At 71.4% G+C, this 23,341-nt stretch carries 16 protein-coding genes; 3 read left to right on the top strand and 13 right to left on the bottom strand.

Annotated elements, in window-relative coordinates; genetic code table 11:
• Positions 1–37 precede the first annotated feature (37 nt).
• The 6 genes from LRM40_RS12770 to LRM40_RS12745 all read right to left on the bottom strand — a co-directional run bounded on the left by LRM40_RS12770 (position 38) and on the right by LRM40_RS12745 (position 11,024).
• Positions 38–4,249 (bottom strand): translocation/assembly module TamB domain-containing protein, encoded by a 4,212-nt coding sequence (locus LRM40_RS12770; protein ID WP_151124428.1) that lies wholly within the window; start codon positions 4,247–4,249, stop codon positions 38–40.
• A gap of 8 nt (positions 4,250–4,257) precedes the next feature.
• On the bottom strand, positions 4,258–6,222 hold the full coding sequence (locus LRM40_RS12765) for an autotransporter assembly complex protein TamA (RefSeq protein ID WP_231067537.1): 1,965 nt from the start codon (positions 6,220–6,222) through the stop codon (positions 4,258–4,260).
• A 22-nt stretch (positions 6,223–6,244) separates the two neighbouring features.
• Entirely contained in the window at positions 6,245–7,414 is a 1,170-nt protein-coding gene (locus LRM40_RS12760) for a vWA domain-containing protein (RefSeq protein ID WP_151124427.1), read from the bottom strand.
• Between the two features lie 18 nt (positions 7,415–7,432).
• Positions 7,433–9,496, bottom strand: coding sequence for a S9 family peptidase (locus tag LRM40_RS12755; RefSeq protein WP_151124426.1), 2,064 nt, complete (start codon positions 9,494–9,496; stop codon positions 7,433–7,435).
• Positions 9,497–9,574: 78 nt separating this feature from the next.
• Complete coding sequence (locus LRM40_RS12750; RefSeq protein ID WP_151124425.1) at positions 9,575–10,168, bottom strand: GNAT family N-acetyltransferase; 594 nt, start codon at positions 10,166–10,168, stop codon at positions 9,575–9,577.
• A 13-nt stretch (positions 10,169–10,181) separates the two neighbouring features.
• The gene (locus tag LRM40_RS12745; protein ID WP_151124424.1) at positions 10,182–11,024 is read right to left on the bottom strand and encodes an AAA family ATPase; all 843 of its coding nucleotides are present in this window, start codon (positions 11,022–11,024) and stop codon (positions 10,182–10,184) included.
• A 108-nt stretch (positions 11,025–11,132) separates the two neighbouring features.
• On the opposite strand from LRM40_RS12745, the gene LRM40_RS12740 reads away from it, so the two are divergent.
• Both LRM40_RS12740 and LRM40_RS12735 read left to right on the top strand, forming a co-directional pair.
• On the top strand, positions 11,133–11,789 hold the full coding sequence (locus LRM40_RS12740) for a c-type cytochrome (RefSeq protein ID WP_151124423.1): 657 nt from the start codon (positions 11,133–11,135) through the stop codon (positions 11,787–11,789).
• A 111-nt stretch (positions 11,790–11,900) separates the two neighbouring features.
• Complete coding sequence (locus tag LRM40_RS12735) at positions 11,901–13,142, top strand: cyclic di-GMP phosphodiesterase (protein ID WP_151124422.1); 1,242 nt, start codon at positions 11,901–11,903, stop codon at positions 13,140–13,142.
• A 21-nt stretch (positions 13,143–13,163) separates the two neighbouring features.
• Here LRM40_RS12735 and LRM40_RS12730 read toward each other — a convergent pair whose 3' ends face one another.
• Genes LRM40_RS12730 through LRM40_RS12720 form a run of 3 tightly spaced genes read right to left on the bottom strand, consistent with a single transcriptional unit; the run spans position 13,164 to position 15,725 of the window.
• Entirely contained in the window at positions 13,164–13,595 is a 432-nt protein-coding gene (locus tag LRM40_RS12730) for a DUF1841 family protein (RefSeq protein WP_151124421.1), read from the bottom strand.
• A 55-nt stretch (positions 13,596–13,650) separates the two neighbouring features.
• Positions 13,651–14,496 carry a PhzF family protein gene (locus LRM40_RS12725; protein WP_375138573.1) on the bottom strand — a complete coding sequence of 282 codons (846 nt, stop codon included), beginning with the start codon at positions 14,494–14,496 and terminating at the stop codon, positions 13,651–13,653.
• Positions 14,493–15,725 carry an aminotransferase-like domain-containing protein gene (locus LRM40_RS12720; RefSeq protein WP_151124420.1) on the bottom strand — a complete coding sequence of 411 codons (1,233 nt, stop codon included), beginning with the start codon at positions 15,723–15,725 and terminating at the stop codon, positions 14,493–14,495. The genes LRM40_RS12725 and LRM40_RS12720 overlap by 4 nt, the downstream gene beginning before the upstream one ends.
• 195 nt (positions 15,726–15,920) lie before the next feature.
• On the opposite strand from LRM40_RS12720, the gene LRM40_RS12715 reads away from it, so the two are divergent.
• On the top strand, positions 15,921–17,327 hold the full coding sequence (locus LRM40_RS12715; protein WP_231067847.1) for an aminotransferase-like domain-containing protein: 1,407 nt from the start codon (positions 15,921–15,923) through the stop codon (positions 17,325–17,327).
• Between the two features lie 24 nt (positions 17,328–17,351).
• Here LRM40_RS12715 and LRM40_RS12710 read toward each other — a convergent pair whose 3' ends face one another.
• From LRM40_RS12710 to kefF, 4 genes are all read right to left on the bottom strand, one after another.
• Positions 17,352–18,638 (bottom strand): M20/M25/M40 family metallo-hydrolase, encoded by a 1,287-nt coding sequence (locus LRM40_RS12710; RefSeq protein WP_151125507.1) that lies wholly within the window; start codon positions 18,636–18,638, stop codon positions 17,352–17,354.
• Positions 18,639–18,773: 135 nt separating this feature from the next.
• A complete protein-coding gene (locus LRM40_RS12705) occupies positions 18,774–20,738 on the bottom strand; it encodes an aminotransferase class I/II-fold pyridoxal phosphate-dependent enzyme (protein WP_151125506.1) in 1,965 nt (654 codons plus the stop codon).
• Between the two features lie 110 nt (positions 20,739–20,848).
• Complete coding sequence (kefC, locus tag LRM40_RS12700) at positions 20,849–22,717, bottom strand: glutathione-regulated potassium-efflux system protein KefC (protein WP_151125505.1); 1,869 nt, start codon at positions 22,715–22,717, stop codon at positions 20,849–20,851.
• The gene (kefF, locus tag LRM40_RS12695; protein ID WP_151125504.1) at positions 22,714–23,325 is read right to left on the bottom strand and encodes a glutathione-regulated potassium-efflux system oxidoreductase KefF; all 612 of its coding nucleotides are present in this window, start codon (positions 23,323–23,325) and stop codon (positions 22,714–22,716) included. Before kefF ends, kefC begins: the two co-directional genes overlap by 4 nt.
• Between the last annotated feature and the right edge of the window lie 16 nt (positions 23,326–23,341).

Genomic DNA, 23,341 nt, shown 5'->3' with positions numbered 1-23,341 from the left:
ATGCCAGCCCATGATTGTGACATGGGCGGCAGGGGCTTCAGTCCCAGCGCCAGGACCAGATCGCGTCGATGGCGTTGTCCTCGCCCGACTGGGCCCGCAGGGTGAAGCGCTGGGCCACGCGGTAGATCAGCTGCCAGTTGCCGGTGGCCGCGTTGATGCTGCGCTCGTAGCCCACGTACCAGCGGTTGCTGATCTGCTTGCCCACGTTGAAGATGGTGGACTGCACCGTGGCCCCCGAGCTGGTGGTGCTGGTGTCGTGGCGCATGCCGAAGTCGGTCAGGCCGATGGCACCCAGCACCTTGTCGGTGGGGCTTTCGCCGTCGCCGGCCAGCAGGGCCAGGGCGGCACGCTGCAGCAGGGCGGTGTCCGCCTCGCCCAGGTTGTCGGGTGCGCGGCCCATCACCAGCCAGCTCAGGCGCTCGGTGTCGCTCATGTCGGTGTCGCTGGCCAGCCGCACCCGGGGGTTGAGCGCCGTGCCGGTGATGGCCACGCCGACATTCACGTCCAGGTTGGGGCGGGCGGCATAGATGTCCAGCCGCGGGTCGTCCAGGGGGCCGCTGAACATGATCTCGCCGCGCTCGATGCGCAGGTTCTGGCCATAGGCCTTGTAGGTGCCGCGCACGGTACGCACCGTGCCGTTCAGGGCCAGCCGGCCCTGCGGGTTGGACAGTTTCAGCGTGCCCTGCAGCGAGGTGTCGATGCCGCGCCCCTTCAGGCGCAGCTGCTTGCCCAGGTCCAGCGCCAGGTTCAGCCGGGTGGTCCGCTTGGGCGTGTTGCCGTTGGTGTCCTGACCGCTGGTCGGGGTGGTCTGGGCACCGGCAATCACCACATCGTCCGACAGGGAGGGCCCGTCGCCGCGGCTGAGGTCGATCAGGCCCTCGTCGATGCCGACCTGGCCGTCCAGGGCCAGCAGCTCCTTGTCCAGCTTCAGGCTGGCCTGGCCGCTGGCGACGATGCGGCGGTCCAGCCGGCCGATGGCGCGAAAGTGCTGCGCGGCGATGGTCAGCTCGGCTTGCGGGTGCTCGCCCAGGTCGGCCTGGCCGGTGGCCTCGATCCAGCCATCCCCCCCGCGCAGGCGCAGGGTGTCCAGGTGGGCGTGGCTGCCCTCCAGCCGCAGCTTCAGGGCACCGTCGCCGAGGTCCACCCCCTGCAGCGCATTGCGCAGGCTCAGGCCCTGGCCGCTGGCCTGGCCCGACACCTCGGGGGCGCCCCAGCGGCCGTTGACCAGGCCCTGGGCCTGCAGATTGCCCCCCAGGCGCCAGCCCGCGGGCACCCAGGAGGCCCAGGCGCCGAGGCTGGCCACCTGCAGGCTGAAGCTGCCCTGCAGCGGGGCTTGGGGGTCGGGCCAGAGGCGCTCGGGGGTGGTGCGCGCGGTCAGCACGCCGCCCAGCACGCCCAGGTGGCGGCCGGCCAGGCCCTGGGTGAACTGCCAGGTGCCACCGTGGGCGCCCAGGGCCACGCGCAGGTCACTCAGGTCCAGCGGCAGGCGGCCGGGGGTGGACAGCAGGCCGTCCTCGTCAATGCTGAGGTCCCCGCTCTGGCGCTCCATCACCAGGTCCAGGCTGAGCTGCCGGTCCCAGGCCAGGTCGATGCTGGCACCCAGCTTCAGGTCACCGGCCCACATCATGTCGGGCTGGGCCTTGGCCAGCAGAGGGGCGACGGTCAAGGGGTCGAGTCGGGCCTTGAACAGCAGGTGGGGTGGGCGGGACTCGCTGGCGGCCTGCCACTCGGCCTGGGTCCAGCGCAGCGCGGCGCCGCCGGCCAGTTCAAGGGTGCCGGGGGTGAACGTGGCCTGCACCAGATCCCCGTGGGCGTCGCTGTGCAGATCGGCCTGCACGCCGCGCAGTGCCAGCCAGGGCTGGCCGCTGCCGTCGGCGCTGCGCAGCAGGGCCTCGCGCAGCGTGCCTTGCCAGCGTCCGCCGTCGCCGTCGGTCTGCCAGCGCCCGTCCAGCTCTGCGCGCAGCTGGGCCCGGCCGCCGCCGCGGTTGCCGGCCAGCCGCTCCAGCCAGGCCGGCGGGCGCAGGCTGCTGTCGGCCCGCAGGCTCAGGTGGTGTTCGCGCAAGCTGCCGCCCAGCCGGCTCTCCAGGTGGGTGATGCGCCGCTCGCCCTGCTGCAGGCCGTCGAGCTGGAGGCCCGCCTGCAGGGGGGCGGTGGCGTCCAGCCGCCCCTGGCCCTGGACGTTCAGGGTCTGCAGCTTCAGCGAACCGGCCTGCAGGCCCTGCAGCCGGGCCTCGCCCTGCCAGGCCGCGCTGGTGGCCTGCCCCGCGGTGGGCGGGGTCAAGCGGGCCTGGGCGTCGAGCTGCCCGGCCTGCGGGGCCCAGGCCGCCAGGGCCGGGGCCAGCCGCACCCAGGGGGCCAGGGCCTGCAGCTGCGGCAGCTTCAGCTCGATCTGCGCGGCCGAGGCCTGCGGGTTCTGCAGGCGCCCCTGCCACTGGGCCTGCAGCCTGCCGTCGTCCAGTTGCAGATCGGCCTGGGCCCGCTGCTGCTCGCCGCGCTTGTCGATGTCCAGCCGGCCTTGCACCGGCACCCCGGCCATCACGCTGGGGTGCACCGTGAGTTGCAGCTGTCCGCGCAGCGCGTTCCACACCGCCATCGGCTCGGGCGACACCGTCTCCGGCAGGCTGCCCTGGGTGTCCAGGTCCATCTGCAGGCGCTGCGGGGCGCGCCGCCATTCGCTGTCGGGCTCGCCTGGCCACCAGGTGCGCAGGTCCAGGTCCTGCAGGTGACCCTGGAGCTGCCATTGCCACTGGGCCGAGGGCTGGCGGCGCGCCTCGCCCCCCAGGCGGGCCTGGGCATCGCCGGCCACCAGTTGCAGGGTGCGCAGCGTCACGGCATCCCGGGCGAACTGGCCGTCCAGCACCAGACTGGCGGGCAGGCTGCTGCCCGTCCCGGTCTGCAGCGGCCCCTTGAGTTGGGTGGCCAGGGTCAGCCGCGGATTGGCGTTGGCCGGGCCGGTGGCACCCGTGCCGGGCGCGGGCAGGTCATCCGCATGGGCGGTCAGCGGGCCGCTCAGCCGCAGGGTGGGCAGGCGGGCATCCAGGGCGGCCGGCTGCCACTGGCTGAACTGCAGCGTGAGGTCGGCCTGGCCCAGGGGCTGTCCCGCCGTCACGCGGTAGCGGCCTTCACCGGTCCAGCGTCCCGCCGGTCCCTGGGCATTGGCCCATTCCAGCGTCAGGCGCGTCAGGGTCAGGGCCTTCAACGGCTGGGGGGTGCCGGCCAGGGCCAGGCTGGCCGATCGCAGCGGCAGCAGGCCCTGGTCCCAGCGGCCGGGGGTCTGGTTGCGAAGGTCCAGCGTGGCCTCGGCCGGGCGGTCCAGCCCGGCGCTGTGCACGACGACCTCGGCATCCAGCCGGGTGCGGGGCGCCTGGCTGCTCAGGCTGGCCAGGTCCAGGGCCCGGGTGGTGAGCGTGAGCGCCCCCAGCGGCCAGGCGTCGAAAGGCTTGAGCTGCGTCTTCAGCTCGGCATGGGGGGCGGGGCCCTGGGCGTGGCTGGGCTGGCCGTCCAGCTGCCCCTGGGCCTGCAGGTCGCGGAGCGGGCCCAGCAGCTGCAGGCTGGCCTGCCAGGGCATCCAGGCGCCGCTGCCGGCCAGGCTGCGGGCCTGCAGGTGGGCGTCCACGGTCATGGCACCGTGCGTGCCGATGCGGGCCTGGCCCTGCAGGCTCAGCCGGTCGGTGGCCAGGTGCTGCAGGGTCAGGCGGTGCTGCTGGCCCCGGTTGGCGCCCAGGGCCAGTTGGGCTTGCAGGTCCAGCAGCGGCGGCAGCTGGTCGATCTCCAGGCGGGCCACGGCCAGCCGGGACACGTCCAGGTCCAGCGGCAGCCCCAGGTCGGTGGGGGGCGGGCTGGGCGGCTGGCCAGGGCGGGATTGCCAGCGCAGCGTCTGGGCTTCCACGCGGTCGGCGCTCAGCTGCAGCCAGCTGCCGGCCCGCGCGCCGGGCCGGGGGCGCAGCCCCTCCAGCCGCAGGTTCTCGATGTCCAGCGTGCCGCTGGCCAGGGCCAGGTGCAGTTGCCGGGCCTGGAAGCGGCCGCTGGCCAGCGAGCCCTGGGCGCCGGTCACCGTCAGCCCGGGCACCCGGGCCAGCGCCCAGTCCAGCCCGGCCTCGCTGCGCCAGACCCAGGTACTCAGGCTGCCCAGTCCGAACAGGGCCAGGGCCGAGGCCGCGACCGCGCCCAGCACCAGGCCACGGCGCCAGCGTCGCGGTGCGGCCGGTGGTGTCGGCGCGGAGGGCTGGTCGGAGGACTCGTCGGACATGGTCGGGTTCAGAAGGCGATGCCCACGTTCAGGTGGATGCGGCCGCGGTGGTCTTCCTGGCCCCAGGCCCAGTCCACCGCCAGGGGGCCGACGGGGCTGCGCCAGCGCACGCCCAGGCCGTAGCCCAGGGCCGGCTTGAGTTCGCTGATCTTGTCGGCAGCGCGTCCGGCGTCGACGAACAGGGCGCCCCAGACCGAGGGCAGGCTGTCCGAAATCGGGTGAGCCACTTCGACGCTGGTCGTGAACAGCATGCGTCCGCCGGTGATGCCGCCGTCCGAGGTGGTGGGGGCCAGCGTGCGGTAGGCGTAGCCCCGCACCGAGTTGTCGCCGCCGGCACGGAAGCGCAGGCTGTCGGGCACCTGCACGCCTGCGGGGGTGAGGACCTTGCCCAGCTCCAGCCGGCCCTGGGTGTACCAGCCGCCCACCGGCCAGTACATCGTCAGCCGGCCATAGGCGCGGCCGAAGACGCCGCGGCGCGTGGCGCTGCCATCGGCCAGGCCGGAGCCGAACTGGGCGCTGAGCGTGTAGCCGGTGGTGGGCAGCAGCACGCTGTCGACCTTGCGCCAGGTGCGGTCGGTGTCGGCGGAAACGGCCTTGAGGGTGTCGCAGTTGATGTACTGCCCGCCGTCGCGGGTGCATTCCTTGGAGGTGTCGAGCTCCAGGTAGTCCAGGCGCTCGACCACGGGGTGCTCGGTGGAACGGCCCACCCGCAGGCGCTGCGAGATCACCATGTCCTCGTCGGTGAACAGGCGGTCCACCTGGCCGCCCACCAGGTCCCGCTGCAGGTGCTCGTTGAGGTAGGTGGAGAGCTCGCCGTTCCAGGACTGCTCGCTCTTGCCCCAGACGAACTTGTTGGTGGCCGTCAGCGGGTAGCCGAACAGTTGGCGGTGCACATGCTCCAGGCTGGCGCGCGGGCCGGTGGAGGTGCTGATGCCCAGCGCGGTGGTGGCGGTCTGCAGCTGGGATTCCCGCACCTGGACCAGCACGGTGGCATGGCCGGCCTGCTCTGGGTCCGGGTCCATGCTGACGGTGACCTGGTCGAACAGGCCGGTCTTGCGCAGCCGCTCCTGGTAGTCCTGCAGCCGGGCCTCGGTCAGCGGCGTGCCGGGGGCCAGGCCACTCAGGCGGCGGATGCGCTCCGGGTCGTGGCGCTGCAGGCCGCTGATCTGCACCTCTCCGGCGCGGTAGAGCGGGCCGCTGTCGGCCACCGCGAAGATGCGCACCTGGTTGGTCTGCGGGTCCACCTCGGCCGCGGTACCGGCCCAGCTGGCCGCGCCGTAGCCGGCCGAGCGCAGGGCGGCGATGACGGCCGTCTTGGCGCTGCCCCAGGCGTCTTCATTGAAGCGCGCGCCGGGCGGCAGGGCCCATTGCTGTTCCAGCTGCTGGCGCAGGGCCTGGGCGTCGGCCTGGCCCTCCTCGGCCAGGTCGTAGAGCTCGCCCTGGATCTGCAGGGTGACACGGCCGATGCGCACCGTCGGACCCGGCTCCAGGCTCAGGGTGACCCGCAGGGGTTGGGCCCCGCCGCCTTCCAGCTGGGTGATGCGGGCCTGGGCATTGAAGTAGCCGGCGGTGCGGGCCAGGTCCTCGGCCTGGGCTGGTGCCGCCGCGATCAGGCGGGACCATTCGGCGTCGCTCAGGCCGCCGGCCTCGGGCAGCTTCAGGGCGCGGGCCAGGTCCAGGTTGTTCTCCAGCAGCGCCCGCAGGTCACCCGGCGCGTCCACGCTCAGGCGGGGCAGGGCGGCTGCGGGAGGCGGGGCGGCGTCGGAGGCCGCCGCCGAGGCCGGCTCCGCGGCGGCATCGGCCGGTGCGGATGGCGCGGAAGCCGCCGTGTCGGGCACCACGGCGGGCGCCGATGCCGATGCCGTGGGGGCAGCCGGAACGCCTTCAGCCGCCTGGGCCCAGGCGGCCAGCGGCCCCATCGCCAGGGCCAGCCACAGGGCCCGGCGCCAGGGGCCGGGACGCAGCGGAAACACGCGGGTCAGCAGGGCCGGCTCCTCACTTGCTGAGCATGCGCATGGCGCCTTCCAGGCCGGCCAGGGTGAGCGGGAACATGCGCTGCTGCATCAGGCGCTGCACGATGGCGATGCTCTGTCGGTATTCCCACACCGCGGTGGGCTCCGGGTTGATCCAGACGAACTTGGGGAAGGCGTGGGTCAGGCGCTGCAGCCACTCGGCGCCGGCCTCGTCGTTGTTGTATTCGACGCTGCCGCCGCGCTGCAGGATCTCGTAGGGACTCATCGTCGCGTCGCCGACGAAGATCAGCCGCCAGTCCTTGTTGTACTTGCGCAGCACCTCCCAGGTGGGGGTCTTCTCGTTGTAGCGGCGCCGGTTCTCCTTCCAGAGGAAGTCGTAGACGCAGTTGTGGAAGTAGTAGAACTCCAGGTGCTTGAACTCGCTCTTGGCGGCGGAGAACAGCTCCTCCACCTGGGCCACGTGGTCGTCCATGGTGCCGCCCACGTCCATCAGCAGCAGCACCTTCACCTTGTTGTGGCGCTCGGGCACCATCTGGATGTCCAGCATCCCGGCATTGGCCGCGGTGGCACGGATGGTGTCGTCCAGCGCCAGTTCCAGGTCCGAGCCCTCGCGGGCGAAGCGGCGCAGCCGGCGCAGCGCCACCTTGATGTTGCGGGTGCCGATCTCGCGGCTGTCGTCGTAGTCGGCGAACTCGCGCTTGTCCCAGACCTTGACCGCGCTGCGCTGCCGGCCTGGCCCGCCGATGCGGATGCCGCGCGGGTTGTAGCCGCCGTGGCCGAAGGGGCTGGTGCCGCCGGTGCCGATCCACTTGCTGCCGCCCTCGTGGCGTTCCTTCTGCTCCTCCAGGCGCTTGGCCAGCGTCTTCATCAGCTCGTCCCAGCCCAGGGCCTCGATGGCAGCCTTCTCCTCAGGGCTGAGCTCCTTCTCCAGCACCTTCTTGAGCCAGTCCAGCGGGATCTCCTGGCCGAAGTCGGTCAGCAACTTCACGCCCTGGAAGTAGGCGGCGAAGGCCTGGTCGAACTTGTCGAAGTGGGCCTCGTCCTTCACCAGCGTCATGCGGGCCAGGTGGTAGAACTGGTCCACCGAGGGGCCGATCACGCCGGCGCGCAGGGCCTCGAGCAGCGTCAGGTACTCCCGCACGGAAACGGGCAGCTTGGCGGCGCGCAGCGTGTAGAAGAAGTCGGTCAGCATGGGTGGGCCGGGCAGCGTTCAGCTGCCGCGTTTCGCATTGTGCCCGCGGGCCTTCCGGCCGGGCTTGTCCGCGCGCTGGGCCGGGTCATGGCGCTGCAGCCAGGCGAAGAACTCCTCGTACCAGAGCCGGCTGTTGCGCGGCTTGAGCACCCAGTGGTTCTCGTCCGGGAACCACAGCAGCCGGGCGTCCACGCCGCGCTGCTTGAGTGTGTTGTAGTAGGCCAGGCCCTGCTGGTCGGGCACGCGGTAGTCCAGCGCGCCGTGGATGACCAGGGTGGGCGTGGCGAAGGCGCCGGCAAAGGCGTGCGGGCTCTGCGAGGCCACCTTGGCCGGGTCCTCCCAGTACCAGGCGCCCAGTTCCTTGGCGTGCCAGCTGAAGGCATCGTCGGCGAACATGGCGGTCCAGTCGTAGCAGCCGGCATGGCAGACGTAGGCCGCGTAGCGCCCGGGGGCCACATGGCCGTTCATCCAGGCCACCATGTAGCCGCCGTAGCTGCCGCCGCTGGCGAACACGCGCTTCTTGTCCACCCAGGGCTTCTTGAGCAGCCAGTCGGTGGCGGCTTCTACGTCCTGCAGCTCCAGCTCGCCCCAGCGCTGGGTGATCGAGTCCAGGAAGGCATGGCCGAAGCCCGAGGAGCCGTGGTAGTTGACGTTGACCACCACATGGCCCTGGGCGGCGAACAGCTTCCAGCACCAGCGGTAATGCCAGCCATCGCCCGGGCCGGTGTGCGGGCCGCCGTGGATGGTGTGCAGCACCGGGTGCTTCTTCTTCGGGTCGAAGTCCGGCGGGTAGTGCAGCCACATCTGCACCGGCTCGCCCAGCGCGCCGGTGAACCACACCTCCTCGGTGCGGCCCAGGTCCAGCGGGGCCAGCAGGGCGTCGTTGAAGGATTCGATGCGGCGGTCGGCCTCACCCGGCCGGTGGGCGTGCAGGCGGGCGGGGTGCTCGGCCGTGTCGCACAGGCTCACCAGCGTGCCGGCGGCCTGATCGAAGGCGCTGACGGTGCCGCCGGCCACCACCACCTCGGCCTGGCGGTCCGCCACGTCGAAGCGCCAGAGGTGGCTGCGGCCCTTCTGCTCGGCGGTGAACAGCACGGCCTGGCCATCGGGCGTCCATTGCAACGGGGCGTGCACCTCGTGGTCCCACTCGGCGCTCACCACCTGCCAGGCGGCGCTGCGCCGGTCCAGCACCGCGAGCTGGCAGGGCATGGTGTGCTTGAGGCCCTGGTGCGAGGCCCGGAAGGCGATGCGCTGGCCGTCCGGGCTGTAGCGCGGGGCGCTGCAGTCCCAGCCGTCGTCCCGCACGCATTCGCGGAACTTGGACTTGCGCAGGTCCAGCTCCACCAGGGCGTTGCGCCCGTCGATGGACTTGGGCTGGCCCGGATCGAAGGCGAAGACGATGTGTCGGCCGTCGGGCGCGATGTCGAAGGTGCTGGCGTCGGGCTCGAAGCGGCTGAGCTCGTGGGCGCTGCCTTCGAACAGGTCGCTCACCTTGCCGCTGGCGAGGTCCATCACATGCAGGTGGGGCACGCGGCCCTGGGGCAGGTGGTGGTCCCAGAAGCGGTAGGCCATCTCGCTGGTGACGTAGCCGCTTTCCTTGCGCTCCTTGAAGGCCTTGAAGGCCTTGGCCTGGGCCTTGGCACCCTTGAGCTCGGGCCAGACCCAGCTGATGAAGGCGATGCGCTTGCCGTCCGGGAACCAGCGGAAGGCCTCGATGCCGGTGGCCACCTCGCCCACGCGGCGGGCCTCGCCGCCATCGGGCGGGATGACATAGAACTGCGGCGTGGCGTCCTTCTGGCCCTGCTGCTCACGCTGGGCCACGAAGCCGATCCACTGGCCGTCCGGGCTGAAGCGGGGCTGGCCGTCCTTCTCGCCGCACTGGGTCAGGGCCCGGGGCTGGCCACCCAGGGTGGACAGCAGCCAGAGCTGGCTGCGGGCCTTGTTCTCGGCCATGTCGTGGGTGGTGACCGAGGCCACGGCCTGGGCGCCGTCGGGCGAGAGGCTGGGCGCACCCAGGCGCGCCAGTTGCCAGAGGGTGTCGACGGTGAGTGTCGCGGGGTGCTTGCGGGAGGTCTTGGCCACGGGATCTCCGGTGGAGGACAAGAAAGAGGGTGGGGCGGGGTGGCCGCCCGCACCCGCGGCGGCTGCCGGGGTGCCTTGTCAGCGCGGTCGCGCCAGCAGCCAGTTCAGGTGGGCTTTGACCTCGGGCCATTCGCCCGCGGCCAGGCTGTACATCACGGTGTCGCGCACGGTGCCGTCGCGCCGCAGCGCATGGTGGCGCAGCACGCCGTCCTTCTTCGCGCCCAGGCGCTCGATGGCACGCTGCGAGGCGAAGTTGTAGTTGTCGGTGCGCCAGCCCACCAGCTGCGCGCCCAGGGTCTCGAAGGCGTGGGTCAGCAGCAGCAGCTTGGCGGTGGTGTTGACGGCGCTGCGCTGCACCGAGCGGGCGTACCAGGTCCAGCCGATCTCCAGCCGGTCGATGCCGGGCACGATGTCGTGGTAGCTGCTGCTGCCCAGCACGCGGCCACTGGCGCTGTCCAGCACGGCAAAGGGCAGGCGGTGGCCGGCGGCCTGACCGGCCAGGGCATTCTCGATGTAGGCCCGGGTCTGCTCGGGCTCGGGCACCGAGGTCACGCGCAGGGTCCAGAGTTCGCCATCGGCGGCGGCGGCCTTCAGGCCGGCCTCGTGGTCCAGGCTCAGGGGCACCAGGCGCACCGGCGCCTGTTCCAGCGTCACAGGTTGGACGTTCAGCATGTGGGGATGCCGCTCAACGGTGGTTGCGCTGCATGGCCAGCAGCTTCTCGAACAGGCTGATGTCCTGTTCGTTCTTCAGCAGCGCGCCCACCAGCGGCGGCAGGCTGGCGCGCTCGTCGGTGCTGCGCAGCGCATCCAGCGGGATGTCCTCGGCCACCAGCAGCTTGAGCCAGTCGATCAGCTCGGAGGTGCTGGGCTTTTTCTTCAGGCCCGGCAGGTGGCGCACCTCGTAGAAGGCCTTCAGCGCCGCGGCCAGCAGCTCCTGCTTCAGGCCGGGGAAGTGCACATCGACGATGCGCTTCATCGTGTCCGGCTCGGGGAACTTGATGAAGTGGAAGAAGCAGCGGCGCAGGAAGGCGTCGGGCAGTTCCTTCTCGTTGTTGGAGGTGATGAAGACCAGCGGCCGGTGCTTGGCGCGGATGGTCTCGCGCGTCTCGTAGCAGTGGAACTCCATGCGGTCGAGCTCGCGCAGCAGGTCGTTCGGAAACTCGATGTCGGCCTTGTCGATCTCGTCGATCAGCAGGGCCACCGGCTCGTCCGATTCGAAGGCCTGCCACAGCACGCCCTTGACGATGTAGTTGCGGATGTCGCGCACCTTCTCGTCGCCCAGCTGGCTGTCGCGCAGGCGGCTCACCGCGTCGTATTCATAGAGGCCCTGGTGGGCCTTGGTGGTGCTCTTGATGTGCCATTCCAGCAGCCGCAGGCCCAGGGCCTGGGCGGCCTCTTCGGCCAGCATCGTCTTGCCGGTGCCGGGCTCGCCCTTGACCAGCAGCGGGCGCTTGAGGGTCATCGCCGCGTTCACCGCCAGCATCAGGTCATCGGTGGCGACGTAGCGGTCGGAGCCTTGGAATTTCATAGGGGAATCCGGGGGGCGAAGGGGGTCTGGTCCAGTATATGCTGGGGCCCGATCGATCCCGTTCTAGGCATTGGCATGGGCCCTGAAGAGGCCCTGACTGGAGGCGACATGACGTGGAGATTCAAGGCGGCGCTGCTGGCTGCCTCGCTGATCGTGGTGACGGCACCGGCAAGCGCGCAGGCGCTGGTCGGGCGGGCCGAGAATGGCGCACGCATCAATGCGATGTGCATCGGCTGCCACGGGATCGAGGGCTACCGGGCCAGCTTTCCGCAGGTCTACCACGTGCCGATGATCGCGGGTCAGAACGTGAAGTACCTGGCCGCCGCCCTGGAGGCCTACCGCAAGGGCGAACGCAAGCATCCCACCATGCGCGGCGTGGCCGGCTCGCTGAGCGATCAGGACATCGCCGATCTGGCCGCCTACTACGCCACCCTGGGCAAGCCGCCGGCCACCGAGCCGCCGAGCAAGGTTGCGTTGCCGGGCGATCTGAAGGACAAGCTGACCGCCTGCACCGCCTGCCACGGGGCCAACTTCAACAACACGGTGGATGCCAGCTACCCGCGTCTGGCGGGCCAGCACCGCGACTACCTCTACCAGGCCCTGAAGGCCTACCAGACGCAGAACCATGCGCTGGTCGGGCGGGGCAACGCCATCATGGTGGGCATGGCGGCCACGCTGGATGACGCGCAGGCCCGGGCGATTGCCGACTATCTCTCCGGCCTGCCGGGCGACCTGCGCACAGCGCCGCAGCCCATGCTGCACTGAGGGCCCGCCCCTGGCCGCCTTCCACTCAAGTCCCTGTTCTCAGTGACGATATGACAAGGAAGGCGTGAGGGAGACGACACGCCGACAACCTGTTGGCGTGATCGAACCCACATGAGCAAACGGACCATTCCAGTGACCCAGGTTCGCCTGGGCATGCACATTCATGCGCTGGAAGGGCCCTGGATCAGCCACCCCTTCTGGAAGACCCGTTTCGTGCTGAACGATCCGGAGGATCTGCAGAAGCTGCTGCACAGCGGCGTGCCCAGCGTGGTGATCGATGTGTCCAAGGGGCTGGATGTGCTGCCGCCGACCTTGGCCCCGGTCGCCGCACCTGTGCCCAGCCCTGCGGCGGCGGTGCTCCCGCCGGCCGCTCCGCCCCGGCCCTCCGGCCCGCCGCCCGAGCCCTCCCGCGCATTGGCCGAGGAGCTGAGCCAGGCCAAGGCCATCTACCGTCAGTCGCGTGAGCAGGTCACGTCCATGTTCGCCGAGGCCCGCCTGGGCAAGGCCCTGGATGCCGAGCAGTGCCTGCCGCTGGTCAACGACATCGCCGATTCGGTCTTCCGCAACCCGGGGGCCCTGGTGAGCCTGGCCCGGCTGAAGACGCAGGACGACTACACCTACATGCACTCGGTGGCGGTCTGCGCCCTGATGGTGGCCCTGGGCAAGCAGCTGGGGCTGAGCGAAGAAGCTTGCCGCGAGGCCGGCCTGTCGGGATTGCTGCATGACCTGGGCAAGGCGGTGATGCCGCTGGACGTGCTGAACAAGCCCGGCAAGCTCACCGATGACGAGTTCACCGTGATGAAGAGTCACCCGGTGCGGGGCTACGAGATGCTGCTGGAGGCCCGCGGCGCGCCCGAGGGTGCGATGGACGTCTGTCTGCACCACCACGAACGGGTGGACGGCACCGGCTATCCGCACAAGCTGCCCGGCGACAAGCTGAGCCTGCTGGCCCGCATGGGTGCGGTCTGCGACGTGTACGACGCCATCACCTCCAACCGGCCCTACAAGGCGGGGTGGGATCCGGCCCATTCCATCGCGCAGATGGCGGGCTGGAAGGGACACTTCGACACTGTGGTCTTCCAGGCCTTCGTCAAGAGCCTGGGCATCTACCCGGTGGGTTCGCTCGTCAAGCTCAAGTCCGGCAAGCTCGCCGTCGTGACGGAGCAGAACCCGAAGAACCTGGTCTCGCCGATCGTGAAGGTGTTCTTCTCCAGCAAGTCGCAGTTGCACATCACGCCGACCGTGCTGGATCTCTCGCAATCCAACGACCAGATCGTCTCCCGCGAGAGTCCCGAGGCCTGGGGTTTCAAGGAGCTGGACGCGCTCTGGGCAGGTGATCTGCCCGGTCGCTGAGCGGTCGGGGACCGCCCGGGTTCAGCGGGTGGCCCGCTGGCGCACCGCGTCCAGGTAGGCGTGGCCGTCGGGCGGCAGGCCGCTGCGCTGCGAGGCCCAGATCATCTCGCCCAGGCAGTCCATCACCTCGTGGTGGGCCTCGTGCAGCGAGTTGCGGCGGGCCGCCAGCAGTTCGACCGCCTGGCGGATGCCGTGCGGCTGGTCGATGGACACCTGCTCGCTGATCGTCAGGTGCATGGCCAGGTGCAGAAAGGGGTTGGTGCGGCCTTCCTGCACCTCGTAGACGGCGGCCAGCGCCGCGTCCACATCCGCCAGATCGCCGTGGTACTCCGGATGTTCATCGACCCAGCCGGCGGCCAGGGTCTCGATCGGGGTAAGCACCTGGCCGGCGCGCTGCTTGGCCAGGACCTCGCAGAAGAAGCGGCGAACGTCGTGTTGGGAAGGCTGGAACATGGCCGGATTGTCGCCCCAAGCGCCGGGCGGGCCCGGCGCCGGGGACTTCCTGCGCTCAGAGCGCGACGGTGCCCTGGATGACCACGGCCACCTCGCCGCCCACCCACACGGTGTCGCCCTCCCGCGCCACATGCACCCGGCCGGCGCGACCCAGCTGCGAGCCCTGGGCCGCCACGTAGTGCGCGGGCGCCAGGCCCGCGCCGATCAGCCACTGGGCCAGCCCCGCGTTGAGGCTGCCGGTCACCGGATCCTCGTCGATGCCGATGGGGGCGACGAAGCCGCGGACCTCGAAGTCCGTGCCGTCTGCGGCGTTCTGCGGGGCGATCACGCCCACCTTGGCCAGGGTCTTGAGGGCGGCGTGGTCGGGACGCAGGGCGCGCACGGTGTCGGCGCTGTCCAGCAGCAGCCCCAGCCAGCGCGGGCCGTTGTCCAGCCAGCGGGCCTGTTGAAGCTGCCCGGGCTGCAGACCCAGGGCGGCCAGCACCGAGGCCAGCAGGGAGGGATCCACCTCGGTGATCTGGCAGGGCGGCGCGGCAAAGGCCAGGCGGCGGCTCTCGCGCCGCACCCGCACATGGCCCACGCCGCACTGCTGGATGACCTCGCCCGCCTGCAAGGGCTGACCGCCGGCCAGCAGCCAGGCCTGGCAGCTGCCCAGGGTGGGGTGGCCGGCAAAGGGCAGTTCGCCGCCGGGCGTGAAGATGCGCACCCGGTAGTCGGCCGCCGGGTCGGTGGGGGGCAGCAGGAAGGTGGTTTCGCTGAGGTTGGTCCAGCGGGCCATGGCGGCCAGCGTGGCCTCGTCCAGACCCTCGGCATCGTGGATCACCGCCAGCGGGTTGCCCCGCAGCGCGGTGTCGGTGAAGACGTCCAGCTGGTGGAAGCGGCGTTCGCGCGGCATGCTCATGGCGTGCCCGCCTGCAGGGTGTCTTCCAGCGCCTGGTGCACCACACGGCCCAGGGCCGCCACCGCCTGGCGGATCTCGTCCGGACGCAGGGTCACGAAGGACAGGCGCAGCGTGCGCGGGTCGGGCTGGTGGGCGTAGAAGGGCTCGCCCGGCACGAAGGCCACGCCGGCGGCCACCGCCTTGGGCAGCAGGTCCATGGCACGGCAGCCGGCCGGCAGGCGCAGCCAGAAGAACATGCCGCCCTCGGGCTGGGTCCACTCGGTGCCGGCGGGCATGGCTTCGCGCAGGGCCTCGGCCATCACGTCGCGCTGGGCCTTGTACTGGGCCCGGATGGTCGGGATGTGGCGTTCCAGGAAGCCGTCCTTCACCACCTCGTAGACGATGCGCTGGTTGAAGCCGGGGGTGTGCAGGTCGGCGGCCTGCTTGGCCTGCAGCAGCTTGGGGGCCAGGGCGGGCGGTGCCACCACATAGCCCAGGCGCAGGCCCGGGGCCAGCACCTTGGAGAAGGAGCCCAGGTAGGCCACGCCTTCGGCCCAGCGGGCCGCCAGCGGCGCGGGCGGCGCCTCGTCGAACCACAGGTCGCCGTAGGGGTTGTCTTCCACCAGCGGGATGCCGGCCGTCTGCGCGGCCTTCACCACCGCCTGGCGGCGGGCCTCCGGCATCACCCGGCCGGTGGGATTCTGGAAGTTGGGCAGCACGTACATGAAGCGCGTGCCCGGTGCGTCGTGCGGCAGGCGGGCGATGGCCTCCGGCAGGGCGCCCTGGCCGTCGCTGGCCACGCCCGCGAAGATGGGCTCGAAGGGGGTGAAGGCCTGCAGCGCGCCCAGATAGGTCGGGGTCTCCACGGCCACCGGCGCGCCGGCATCCACCATCACTTTGGCGATCAGGTCCAGGCCCTGCTGCGAGCCGGTGGTCATCAGCACCTGCTCGGCCTTCACATGGGTCATGCCCTGCTCGCGCAGGCGCTCGGCCACCCACTCGCGCAGCGGGCCGTAGCCCTCGCTGGCGGCGTACTGCAGGGCGGCCTGGGGCTGTTCGGTCAGCACCCGGGCGGTGGCTTCGCGCATGGCTTCGACCGGGAAGGTGTCGGCAGCCGGCAGGCCCCCGGCCAGCGACAGCACCCCGGGCAGCTCGGTGAGCTTCAGGATTTCGCGGATCACCGAGGGGTTGAGTCGCGCGGCGCGCTGCGCCATGTGCCAGGGAGAAGAGGGCGAGGTCGAGGGGCTCATGCGTGTGTCTCCGGAGCGGGGACCGGTCGGGCCGGTCGTGAGAGGGCCAGTGTAGGCCGGTCGGCAGTACAGATACAGTACAGTTTCCCGATGCACCAAGGCTTCTGTACCGGTGGGTGAGGTGACACAGTGAGCGAGCGCGACGAATGGCGTGCGGCAGACGCTGCCGGGTCCGATCCGGAGGCGGGCTCTGCCCTGGGCGGGTTCACGCGCGGTGGTGGCAGCACGCTGACCGAGCAGCTGGCCGAGCACTACGCCCAGCGCATCCGCCAGCGCCTGCTGGCGCCGGGCACGCGGCTGCCCTCGGTGCGGGACGCCGCACGCCGGCACGGCATCAGCCCACACACGGTGGTGGCGGCCTACGACCAGCTGCTGGCCCAGGGCCTGGTCGAGGCCCGGCGGCAGCGGGGCTTTTTCGTGCGCGACCGGCGCGCGCCCGAGCCCCGGCCGGCCCCGGCGCGGGTGGCCCCCGCCGGGCCGCCGCTGCCGCCGGTGGATGCCACCGCCCTGATCCGCGGCATGTTCCACAGCGGCACCGACCAGCCCGCCCCCGGCCTGGGCACACTGCCGCTGGACTGGCTGGACCCGGCCCTGCTGAGCACGGCCTTGCGCCGCGTGCTGGGCCAGAACGAGGGGGCCCTGGCCCTGCAGTACGGCCAGCCCGCGGGCGACATGCGCCTGCGCCAGGCCCTGGCCCTGCGTCTGGGCGGACTGGGCCTGCAGGCCTCGGCCGAGCAGATCGTCACCGCCACCGGGGCCACCCATGCGCTGGACATCGTCTCGCGCGCGCTGCTGGCGCCGGGCGATGCGGTGCTGGTGGACGAGCCCGGCTGGGCGGTGGAGTTCGCCCGCCTGAGCCAGCTGGGCATGCGCCTGCTGCCGGTGCCGCGCGGTGCCGACGGACCCGACCTGGCGGTGCTGGAGACCCTGGCGCGCGAGCACCGGCCGCGGCTGTACGTGACCATCTCGGTGCTGCACAACCCCACCGGCAACTCGCTGACGCCGGCAGGCGCCTACCAGCTGCTGCGCCTGGCCGAGCAGCACGACTTCCGGGTGGTGGAAGACGACACCTACGGCGAGCTGGCGCCGGCCCATCTGCCGCGCCTGGCCGCGCTGGACGGCCTGCAGCGCACGCTCTATGTCTCTGGCTTTTCCAAGATCCTCACGCCCGGCTGGCGGGTGGGCTATGTGGCGGCGCCGCCGTCCCTGATCGAGCGTCTGATCGACGTGAAGCTGCTCTCGACGCTGACCACGCCGGCCATCCTGGAGCAGGCCCTGGCCTACTGCCTGGAGCAGGGCAGCCTGCGCCGCCATGTGGAGCGGGTCCATGCCCGGCTGGATGGGGCCCGCCAGCGCGCGGTGCAGCTGGCGCTGGACCACGGCTGCCGTTTCGTCACGCCCCCGCAGGGCCTGTTCGGCTGGGTGGACACGGGGGTGGACACCGAGGTGCTGGCCCAGCGCCTGCACGACCAGGGCTGGCTGTTGGCGCCGGGCCACCTGTTCCATGCCCGCCGCCGGCCCAGCACGCTGATGCGCATCAACTTCGCCACCAGCCAGCACGCCCGCTTCTGGCAGGCCTTCGACCGGGCCTGCGGGCGCTGAGCCCACGGGGAGCCCGGCGTCCGCTCAACGTCCGTTCAGCGTCGGGCCATCGGTGCCCAGTTCGACGGCATAGGCCAGGGCCAGCCTGCTGAACTTGGCGGCGTGCAGGGCCTGGTTGCCGAAGGTGGCGGTGGTGTCGTTGGCGGTGTGGATGGCCTTGTTGTCGTCGGCGAAGGCGGCCTCGAAGGGGAAGGAGGCGGCAAAGCCCGCGGCCGTCCAGGAGGCGTGGTCCGAGCAGCCGTAGCCGCAGCGGTCATAGCCCACCGTCAGTTCGGGCAGATAGGCCGCGGCCAGGTTGGCCAGGAAGGTGTTCTGCGCCGCGTTGGTGTAGTCGGTGAAGAGATAGAGGTCGCCGGCGCTGCCTTGGAAGGCGGTCATGTCCAGCTGCAGCACCCCCACCACCTGCTGGCGCTGGCGCTTGTACTGCTGGGCGATGGCCTGGGAGCCGCGCAGCCCGACCTCCTCGGCCGCGTAGGCCATGAACTCGATCGTGCGCCGGGGCTGGTAGCCGCTGTCCAGCAGGACCCGGATCACCTCGGTCAGGCTGGCCACGCCCGAGGCGTCGTCGTCGGCGCCCGGGGCCCGGGTGCTGTCGGTGACCTTGCCCGAGACGATGGAGTCCAGGTGGGCCCCCAGCACCACCTTCTGCTTGGCCTGGCTGCTGCCCTGGAGGGTCAGCACCACCGACTTCTGCGGCCAACCCCGGTGGCTCACCTGGCGCACGGAGACATTGCTGCGGCCGGCCGCCAGGCTGGACCACAGGGCGGCCAACTGGTCCGACGCCTGCACGCCGGGGTTGCTGGTGTAGTAGCGGTTCTGGAAGTCCGACAGGGTCTGGATGGTGGCCAGGATGCGGCTGTCCTGCACCTGGTTGAGCAGCGGCTGCACCAGGTCGGCGTTGTCGATGGCGTAGCTGGGGGCGGCCACCGCCGGTGCGGTCGGGGCGCTGCGCAGCGCCTGCAGGGCCAGCAGCCCGTCGGCGCGGCTGGCATGCCAGCGGTAGCCGCCGCAGCGGCGCAGGCTCTCGTGCACGGCCTGGGACAGGGCCTCGAGCTGCCCATCGTCCACCTGCACCAGATGCACCGTCTCGCGCGCGCCGTCGCTCAGGCGGGCCGCCGTGCTGGCCTGGCTGCGCAGCGCGGGCGCCTGCTGCTGCAGCAGCGCATAGGCGCGCTCGCCCACGGTGATCCAGGCCGGTGCGGCCTGGGCCAGAGGGGTGGCACACAGGGCCAGGGCCGCCAGCAGGGGACGGCAGTGACGGAGGGCCGCGCGCGGGGCGCGGCGCAGGGCAGGCGGGCAAGCCAGGGGCATGGGCAACCTCGTGGGAGCTGGGGGTGGGCGAAGCCCGGCGCGGGTGTGGCCGGGGCCAGGCGCCGCAGTATGGCCAGCCCCCCGCGGCTGCCCATCCCTAGCAGGGCCGCTGCCAGGGAAAGCCCCAGGGGCGCCTCAGCGGCAGGGCAGGGCCGTCAGCTCTTCCGGGCGCAGCACCCGCAGGTGCCATTCGCCGTCGTGCAGGGCCAGGCCGTGCAGCTCGATGCTCTTTTGCGTCTGCAGCAGGCGCGCCAGGTAGGCGATGATGGCCGGCTCGATCACCTGGCCCGGCACCAGCACCGGGATGCCCGGCGGGTAGGGCACGATCTGGTCGCAGCAGACGCGGCCGTTGAGCGCCGGGTTGGGCAGGCCGCTGTCGTCCAGCACCGGCAGCTTCTCGCCCGCCTCGTAGAAGGCGTCGCGCGGCAGGCAGGCCAGGCGGGTGAAGCGCGGGGCCTCGGGCATGCGGCCGTAGGTCAGCGGCGGGCGGCGGTCCTTGGCCAGGCGCAGCATGGCGTCGAACAGGCGCGAGACCTTGCTGCGCGTGGTGCCGATGGTCAGCAGCAGCGTCAGCGTGTTGTGCGTGTTCTTCTCGACCTGGATGTTGTAGCGGTTGATCAGCTCGTCGCGCAGCTCGTCGGCGCTCCAACCGCTGGCGCTGATGTCGATGGTCAGCTTGGTCGGGTCCAGGCGGATGCCGTCGTCCTTCACCTCGTCGGGCAGCAGGTCGTCCAGTTCCAGCACGCGGAAGGCGCCGGTGGCGTTGATCTTTTCGCGCAGCTCGCGGGCATAGCGCAGCGAGCGGTCCAGCAGCCGGTAGCCCTCCATCACCGCCTGCTTGCGCGCCACGTCCAGGCTGGCGATCAGCGTGTACTGCGGGCTGGTCGAGGCGTGCATGTTGAAGTTCTCGCGGAACAGATGCTCGTCGAAGCCGGGGTCGTTCACATGGATCATGCTGGCCTGCGAGAAGGCCGACAGCACCTTGTGCGTGCTCTGGGTGGCGTAGTCGGCGCCGCACTCCAGCGCGGTGGGCCGCAGCTCGGGGTGGAAGCGCGCGTGGCCGTACCAGGCCTCGTCGACGATGACCTTGATGCCCGCGGCATGGGCCAGCGCGATGATGGGTTTCAGGTCATAGCGCAGGCCGTCGTAGGTGCAGCTGGTGAGGATCAGCACCTTGGCCTCGGGGTGCGCCTCGATGGCGGCGCGGATGGTGGCCTGTGGCACCGGCCCGAACAGGCCGAAGTGGCGGTTGACCGAGCTGTCCAGGTAGACCGGCCGCGCACCCGAGAGGATCACCCCGTGGTGCACGCTCTTGTGGCAGTTGCGGTCCAGCAGCAGGGTGTCGCCCGGGGCCAGCAGGCTCTGGAAGATCACCTTGTTGGAGGTGCTGGTGCCATTGGTGGCGAAGTAGGTCTTGCGCGCCCCGAAGGCCTTGGCCGCCAGGCGCTGGCTCTGGGAAATCACGCCGGTGGGGTGCAGCAGCGAATCGAGCTCCGGCACGCTGACCGAGAGGTCGGCGCGCAGCATCTCCTCGCCCACGAAGTCGTAGAAGTCGCCCACCCAGGGGCTGCCCTTGAAGGAGTCGCCACCGCCGTGGCCGGGGGTGTGCCAGCTGTCCTTGGCCTGGGCCACGTAGTCGCGCAGCGCGTCGTAGAAGGGCGTGTCGGCCTTCTCGGCCACCTCGGCCGCCAGGATGCGGAACCAGCCGTGGAAGTCCTGCTCGCTGCGGAAGAAGTAGCCGTCCACCGCGTCGCTGGCCAGCTGCTCGACCAGCAGCTTGTCGCTGTCGTCCTCCAGCAGCATGTAGAGCGAGAGCTCGGGCCGCGCCTCGATGATCTGCTGCGCGGTGCGGACCGCGCGCTCGCGCTGGCGGGTGTCGGCGTTGCGCTCACCGTGGTCGATCAGCACCACCTGCAGGTCGGCGCCCTTGGTGTCGGTGGACAGCACCGCCTGCAGGGCCTGCTCGTCGCAGGGGCAGCTCAGGGCCCGCAGGCCGTAGGGGTTGTCCAGCCGCTCGGCGGCGGCGTTGAGCCCCCCGACCACGGCGTCGCGCCAGGCTTCATCGGCGCTGACCACCAGCACCTGCGTGACGGGCTTCATGAGAGGCGACTCCTGCAAGAGAACCAGCCCGGGGCCCCCCATGGGCCACAGGGCAAACAACCAGTGTAGCGAGCGCGCGGCCGAGAAAGATTCGGCAAGCAGGCGCCGGCCTAGGGGGTTGTCCCGGGGTTGTCGCCCTCGGTGGCGGCATGCCGCCGGGCCTGCAGCAGCGCGTCGCGCTCCTGGGCGAACAGCGTCTCCAGCTGCTGGCGGCCGGCCTTGGCCATGGCCAGCAGCCGGGCCTCGTCGCCGAAGTGCGGGGCCGATTCCTGCAGCTGCGCGATGCTGTGGCGGCGGAAGCGCTGGGCCAGGGTGCGGGCCTGGTAGGGCCGAAAGCCCAGCGTTTCCAGCACGCTGCGCCCGCTCATGAGAGCCGAGTCGAGGGTCTCGCGTTCGATGTGCTGCACGCCGCGGCGATGCAGCTCGAACCAGTGCTGCGCATTGCGCGCCCGCACCACCAGGGTGAGCTGGGGAAAGTGCTCGCGCGCCAGGTCCACGATCTCCAGGCACTGGGCCATGTCGTCCACCGCCACCACCAGGGTGCGGGCCTTGTCGGCACCGGCCATGCGCAACAGGTCCAGCCGCCGGGCATCACCGTAGAAGACCCGCCAGCCGAACTTGCGCAGGCTCTCGACCTGGTCGGCGTCGTGCTCCAGCACCGTGGCCTTGAGGCCGCTGGCGTAGAGCAGGCGGCCGACGATCTGGCCGTAGCGGCCGAAGCCCGCGATGATCACGGGCGCGTCCTGCTCCTCGCTCAGTTCGCTCAGCGGGGCCTGGTCCGGCCGGCAGGCCGCGCGGCGTGCCGCCACCCGGTCGGCCACCAGCAGCAGCAGCGGCGTGAGCAGCATGGTCATGGCCACCACCGCGATCAGCAGCGAGGCGGTGCGGGCGTCGATCACGCCGCGCTGCTGGGCCGCCTGAAAGACCACGAAGCCGAACTCGCCGCCCTGGGCCAGCAGCACGATGAAGACCGGCCGCTCGCCCAGCGGAATCGGCATCACCCGTGCCATCACCCACAGCACCAGGGCCTTCAGGCCCAGCACCGCCACCACCAGCAGCAGCACGATGAAGGGCCGATGCAGCACGACCGAGAAGTCGATGCTCATGCCCACGGCGATGAAGAACAGGCCCAGCAGCAGGCCCTTGAAGGGCTCCAGGTCGGTTTCCAGCTCGCGCCGGTACTCGCTTTCGGCCAGCAGCACGCCGGCCAGGAAGGCGCCCAGGGCCATCGACAGGCCCACGGCTTCCATCAGCGCCGCGGTGGCCACCACCAGCAGCAGGGCGGCGGCGGTGAAGATCTCGGGCGTCTTGCTGCGGGCGATCCAGCGTAGGGCCGGGCGCAGCAGCAGGCGGCCGCCCAGCACGATGCCGGCGATCACAGCCACCGCCTTGAGCGCACCCACCCAGCCCTGGCCCGCGTGGTGCTGGCCGGCCATCAAGGGCACGATGGCCAGGATGGGGATGGCCGCGATGTCCTGCAGCAGGGCCACGCTCAGCACGCTGTGGCCGGAGGTGGTGCTGGTGAGGTTGCGCTCGGCCAGCACGCCCAGGCCGATGGCGGTGGACGACAGCGCCAAGCCCAGCGCGACGACCAGGCCCAGGTGCCAGTCCACCCCGGCCAGCATGGCCACGCCGGTCATCAGCGCGGCCGAGGCCAGCAACTGCACGCTGCCCCAGCCGAAGATGGGCCGTCGCAGGGCCCAGAGCCGGCGCGGCTCCAGCTCCAGCCCGACCAGGAAGAGCATCAGCACCACGCCGAATTCGGCGAAGTGCAGCATGTCCTGGGCATCGGTCACCAGGGCCAGGCCCCAGGGGCCGATCAGGATGCCGGCGGCCAGGTAGCCGATGATGGCGCCCAGGCCGGCCAGCCGGGCCAGCGGCACGGCCAGCACCGCCGCGCCCAGGTACACCAGGCTTTGCAGCAGCCAGCCATGGCTGAGGGTGGCGGCGGCGTGGGGCAGGGCGTCGGCGGCGGTCATGGCTTGGGGTGGGGGCGGTCGTCGGCGGGCACCTCGCAACCGGCTTCGGGCGGCAGGTCCTCCAGCTCGGGCCAGGCGGGGTAGCGGGCCAGGCGGTCGGCAAACAGGGCAGCGTGTTCCCGCACGGTTTCGTCGCTGACCCGGTGGGCGCCGTGCAGCACCAGCGGCGGCAGGAAGCGCATGCCGGCCACCCGGGCCGTCTGCGCCATCGGGGGCCAGAAGTCGTCGATGAAGTGCTGGTTCTGGCCCGCGGGGTGGTAGGCCGCCTCGACCCCGCCGGTGCTCACCACCAGCCACAGGTCCTTGCCCCCCAGCGCGGCCCCGCCCATGCCGTAGGCCCAGCCGAAGCCGAAGACCTCGTCCAGCCAGAGCTTGAGCAGGGGCGGCATGCTGTACCAGTGGAAGGGGAACTGCCACACCACCAGCCGGGCCTCGGCCAGGGCAGCGCGCTCGGCGGCCACGTCGATCAGGTAGTCGGGGTAGAGCGCGTAGAGGTCGCGCACCTGGACACGCTCGGTCGGCAGGGCGTTTGCGGCCTGCAGCAGGGCCTGGTTGACGCGGGAATGCTCCAGTCGGGGATGGGCAGTGAGGACAACGATTTCGGCCATGCTGTCGCTACCATAC

Origin of the sequence: Ideonella dechloratans, assembly GCF_021049305.1 — a bacterium.
In the GTDB taxonomy this organism is placed as follows: Bacteria; Pseudomonadota; Gammaproteobacteria; order Burkholderiales; family Burkholderiaceae_C; genus Ideonella; species Ideonella dechloratans.
The sequence above is the reverse complement of the archived record's forward strand: the minus strand, read 5'-3'. Positions and strand labels throughout refer to the sequence as shown.

Coding starts and splice junctions, on each gene's coding strand:
- LRM40_RS12735 (WP_151124422.1), top strand. CDS start 11,901: ATGAGCAAACGGACCATTCCAGTGACCCAGGTTCGCCTGGGCATGCAC.
- LRM40_RS12760 (WP_151124427.1), bottom strand. CDS start 7,414: ATGCTGACCGACTTCTTCTACACGCTGCGCGCCGCCAAGCTGCCCGTT.
- LRM40_RS12720 (WP_151124420.1), bottom strand. CDS start 15,725: ATGAGCCCCTCGACCTCGCCCTCTTCTCCCTGGCACATGGCGCAGCGC.
- LRM40_RS12730 (WP_151124421.1), bottom strand. CDS start 13,595: ATGTTCCAGCCTTCCCAACACGACGTTCGCCGCTTCTTCTGCGAGGTC.
- kefC (WP_151125505.1), bottom strand. CDS start 22,717: ATGACCGCCGCCGACGCCCTGCCCCACGCCGCCGCCACCCTCAGCCAT.
- LRM40_RS12745 (WP_151124424.1), bottom strand. CDS start 11,024: ATGAAATTCCAAGGCTCCGACCGCTACGTCGCCACCGATGACCTGATG.
- kefF (WP_151125504.1), bottom strand. CDS start 23,325: ATGGCCGAAATCGTTGTCCTCACTGCCCATCCCCGACTGGAGCATTCC.
- LRM40_RS12740 (WP_151124423.1), top strand. CDS start 11,133: ATGACGTGGAGATTCAAGGCGGCGCTGCTGGCTGCCTCGCTGATCGTG.
- LRM40_RS12705 (WP_151125506.1), bottom strand. CDS start 20,738: ATGAAGCCCGTCACGCAGGTGCTGGTGGTCAGCGCCGATGAAGCCTGG.
- LRM40_RS12725 (WP_375138573.1), bottom strand. CDS start 14,496: ATGAGCATGCCGCGCGAACGCCGCTTCCACCAGCTGGACGTCTTCACC.
- LRM40_RS12770 (WP_151124428.1), bottom strand. CDS start 4,249: ATGTCCGACGAGTCCTCCGACCAGCCCTCCGCGCCGACACCACCGGCC.
- LRM40_RS12710 (WP_151125507.1), bottom strand. CDS start 18,638: ATGCCCCTGGCTTGCCCGCCTGCCCTGCGCCGCGCCCCGCGCGCGGCC.
- LRM40_RS12750 (WP_151124425.1), bottom strand. CDS start 10,168: ATGCTGAACGTCCAACCTGTGACGCTGGAACAGGCGCCGGTGCGCCTG.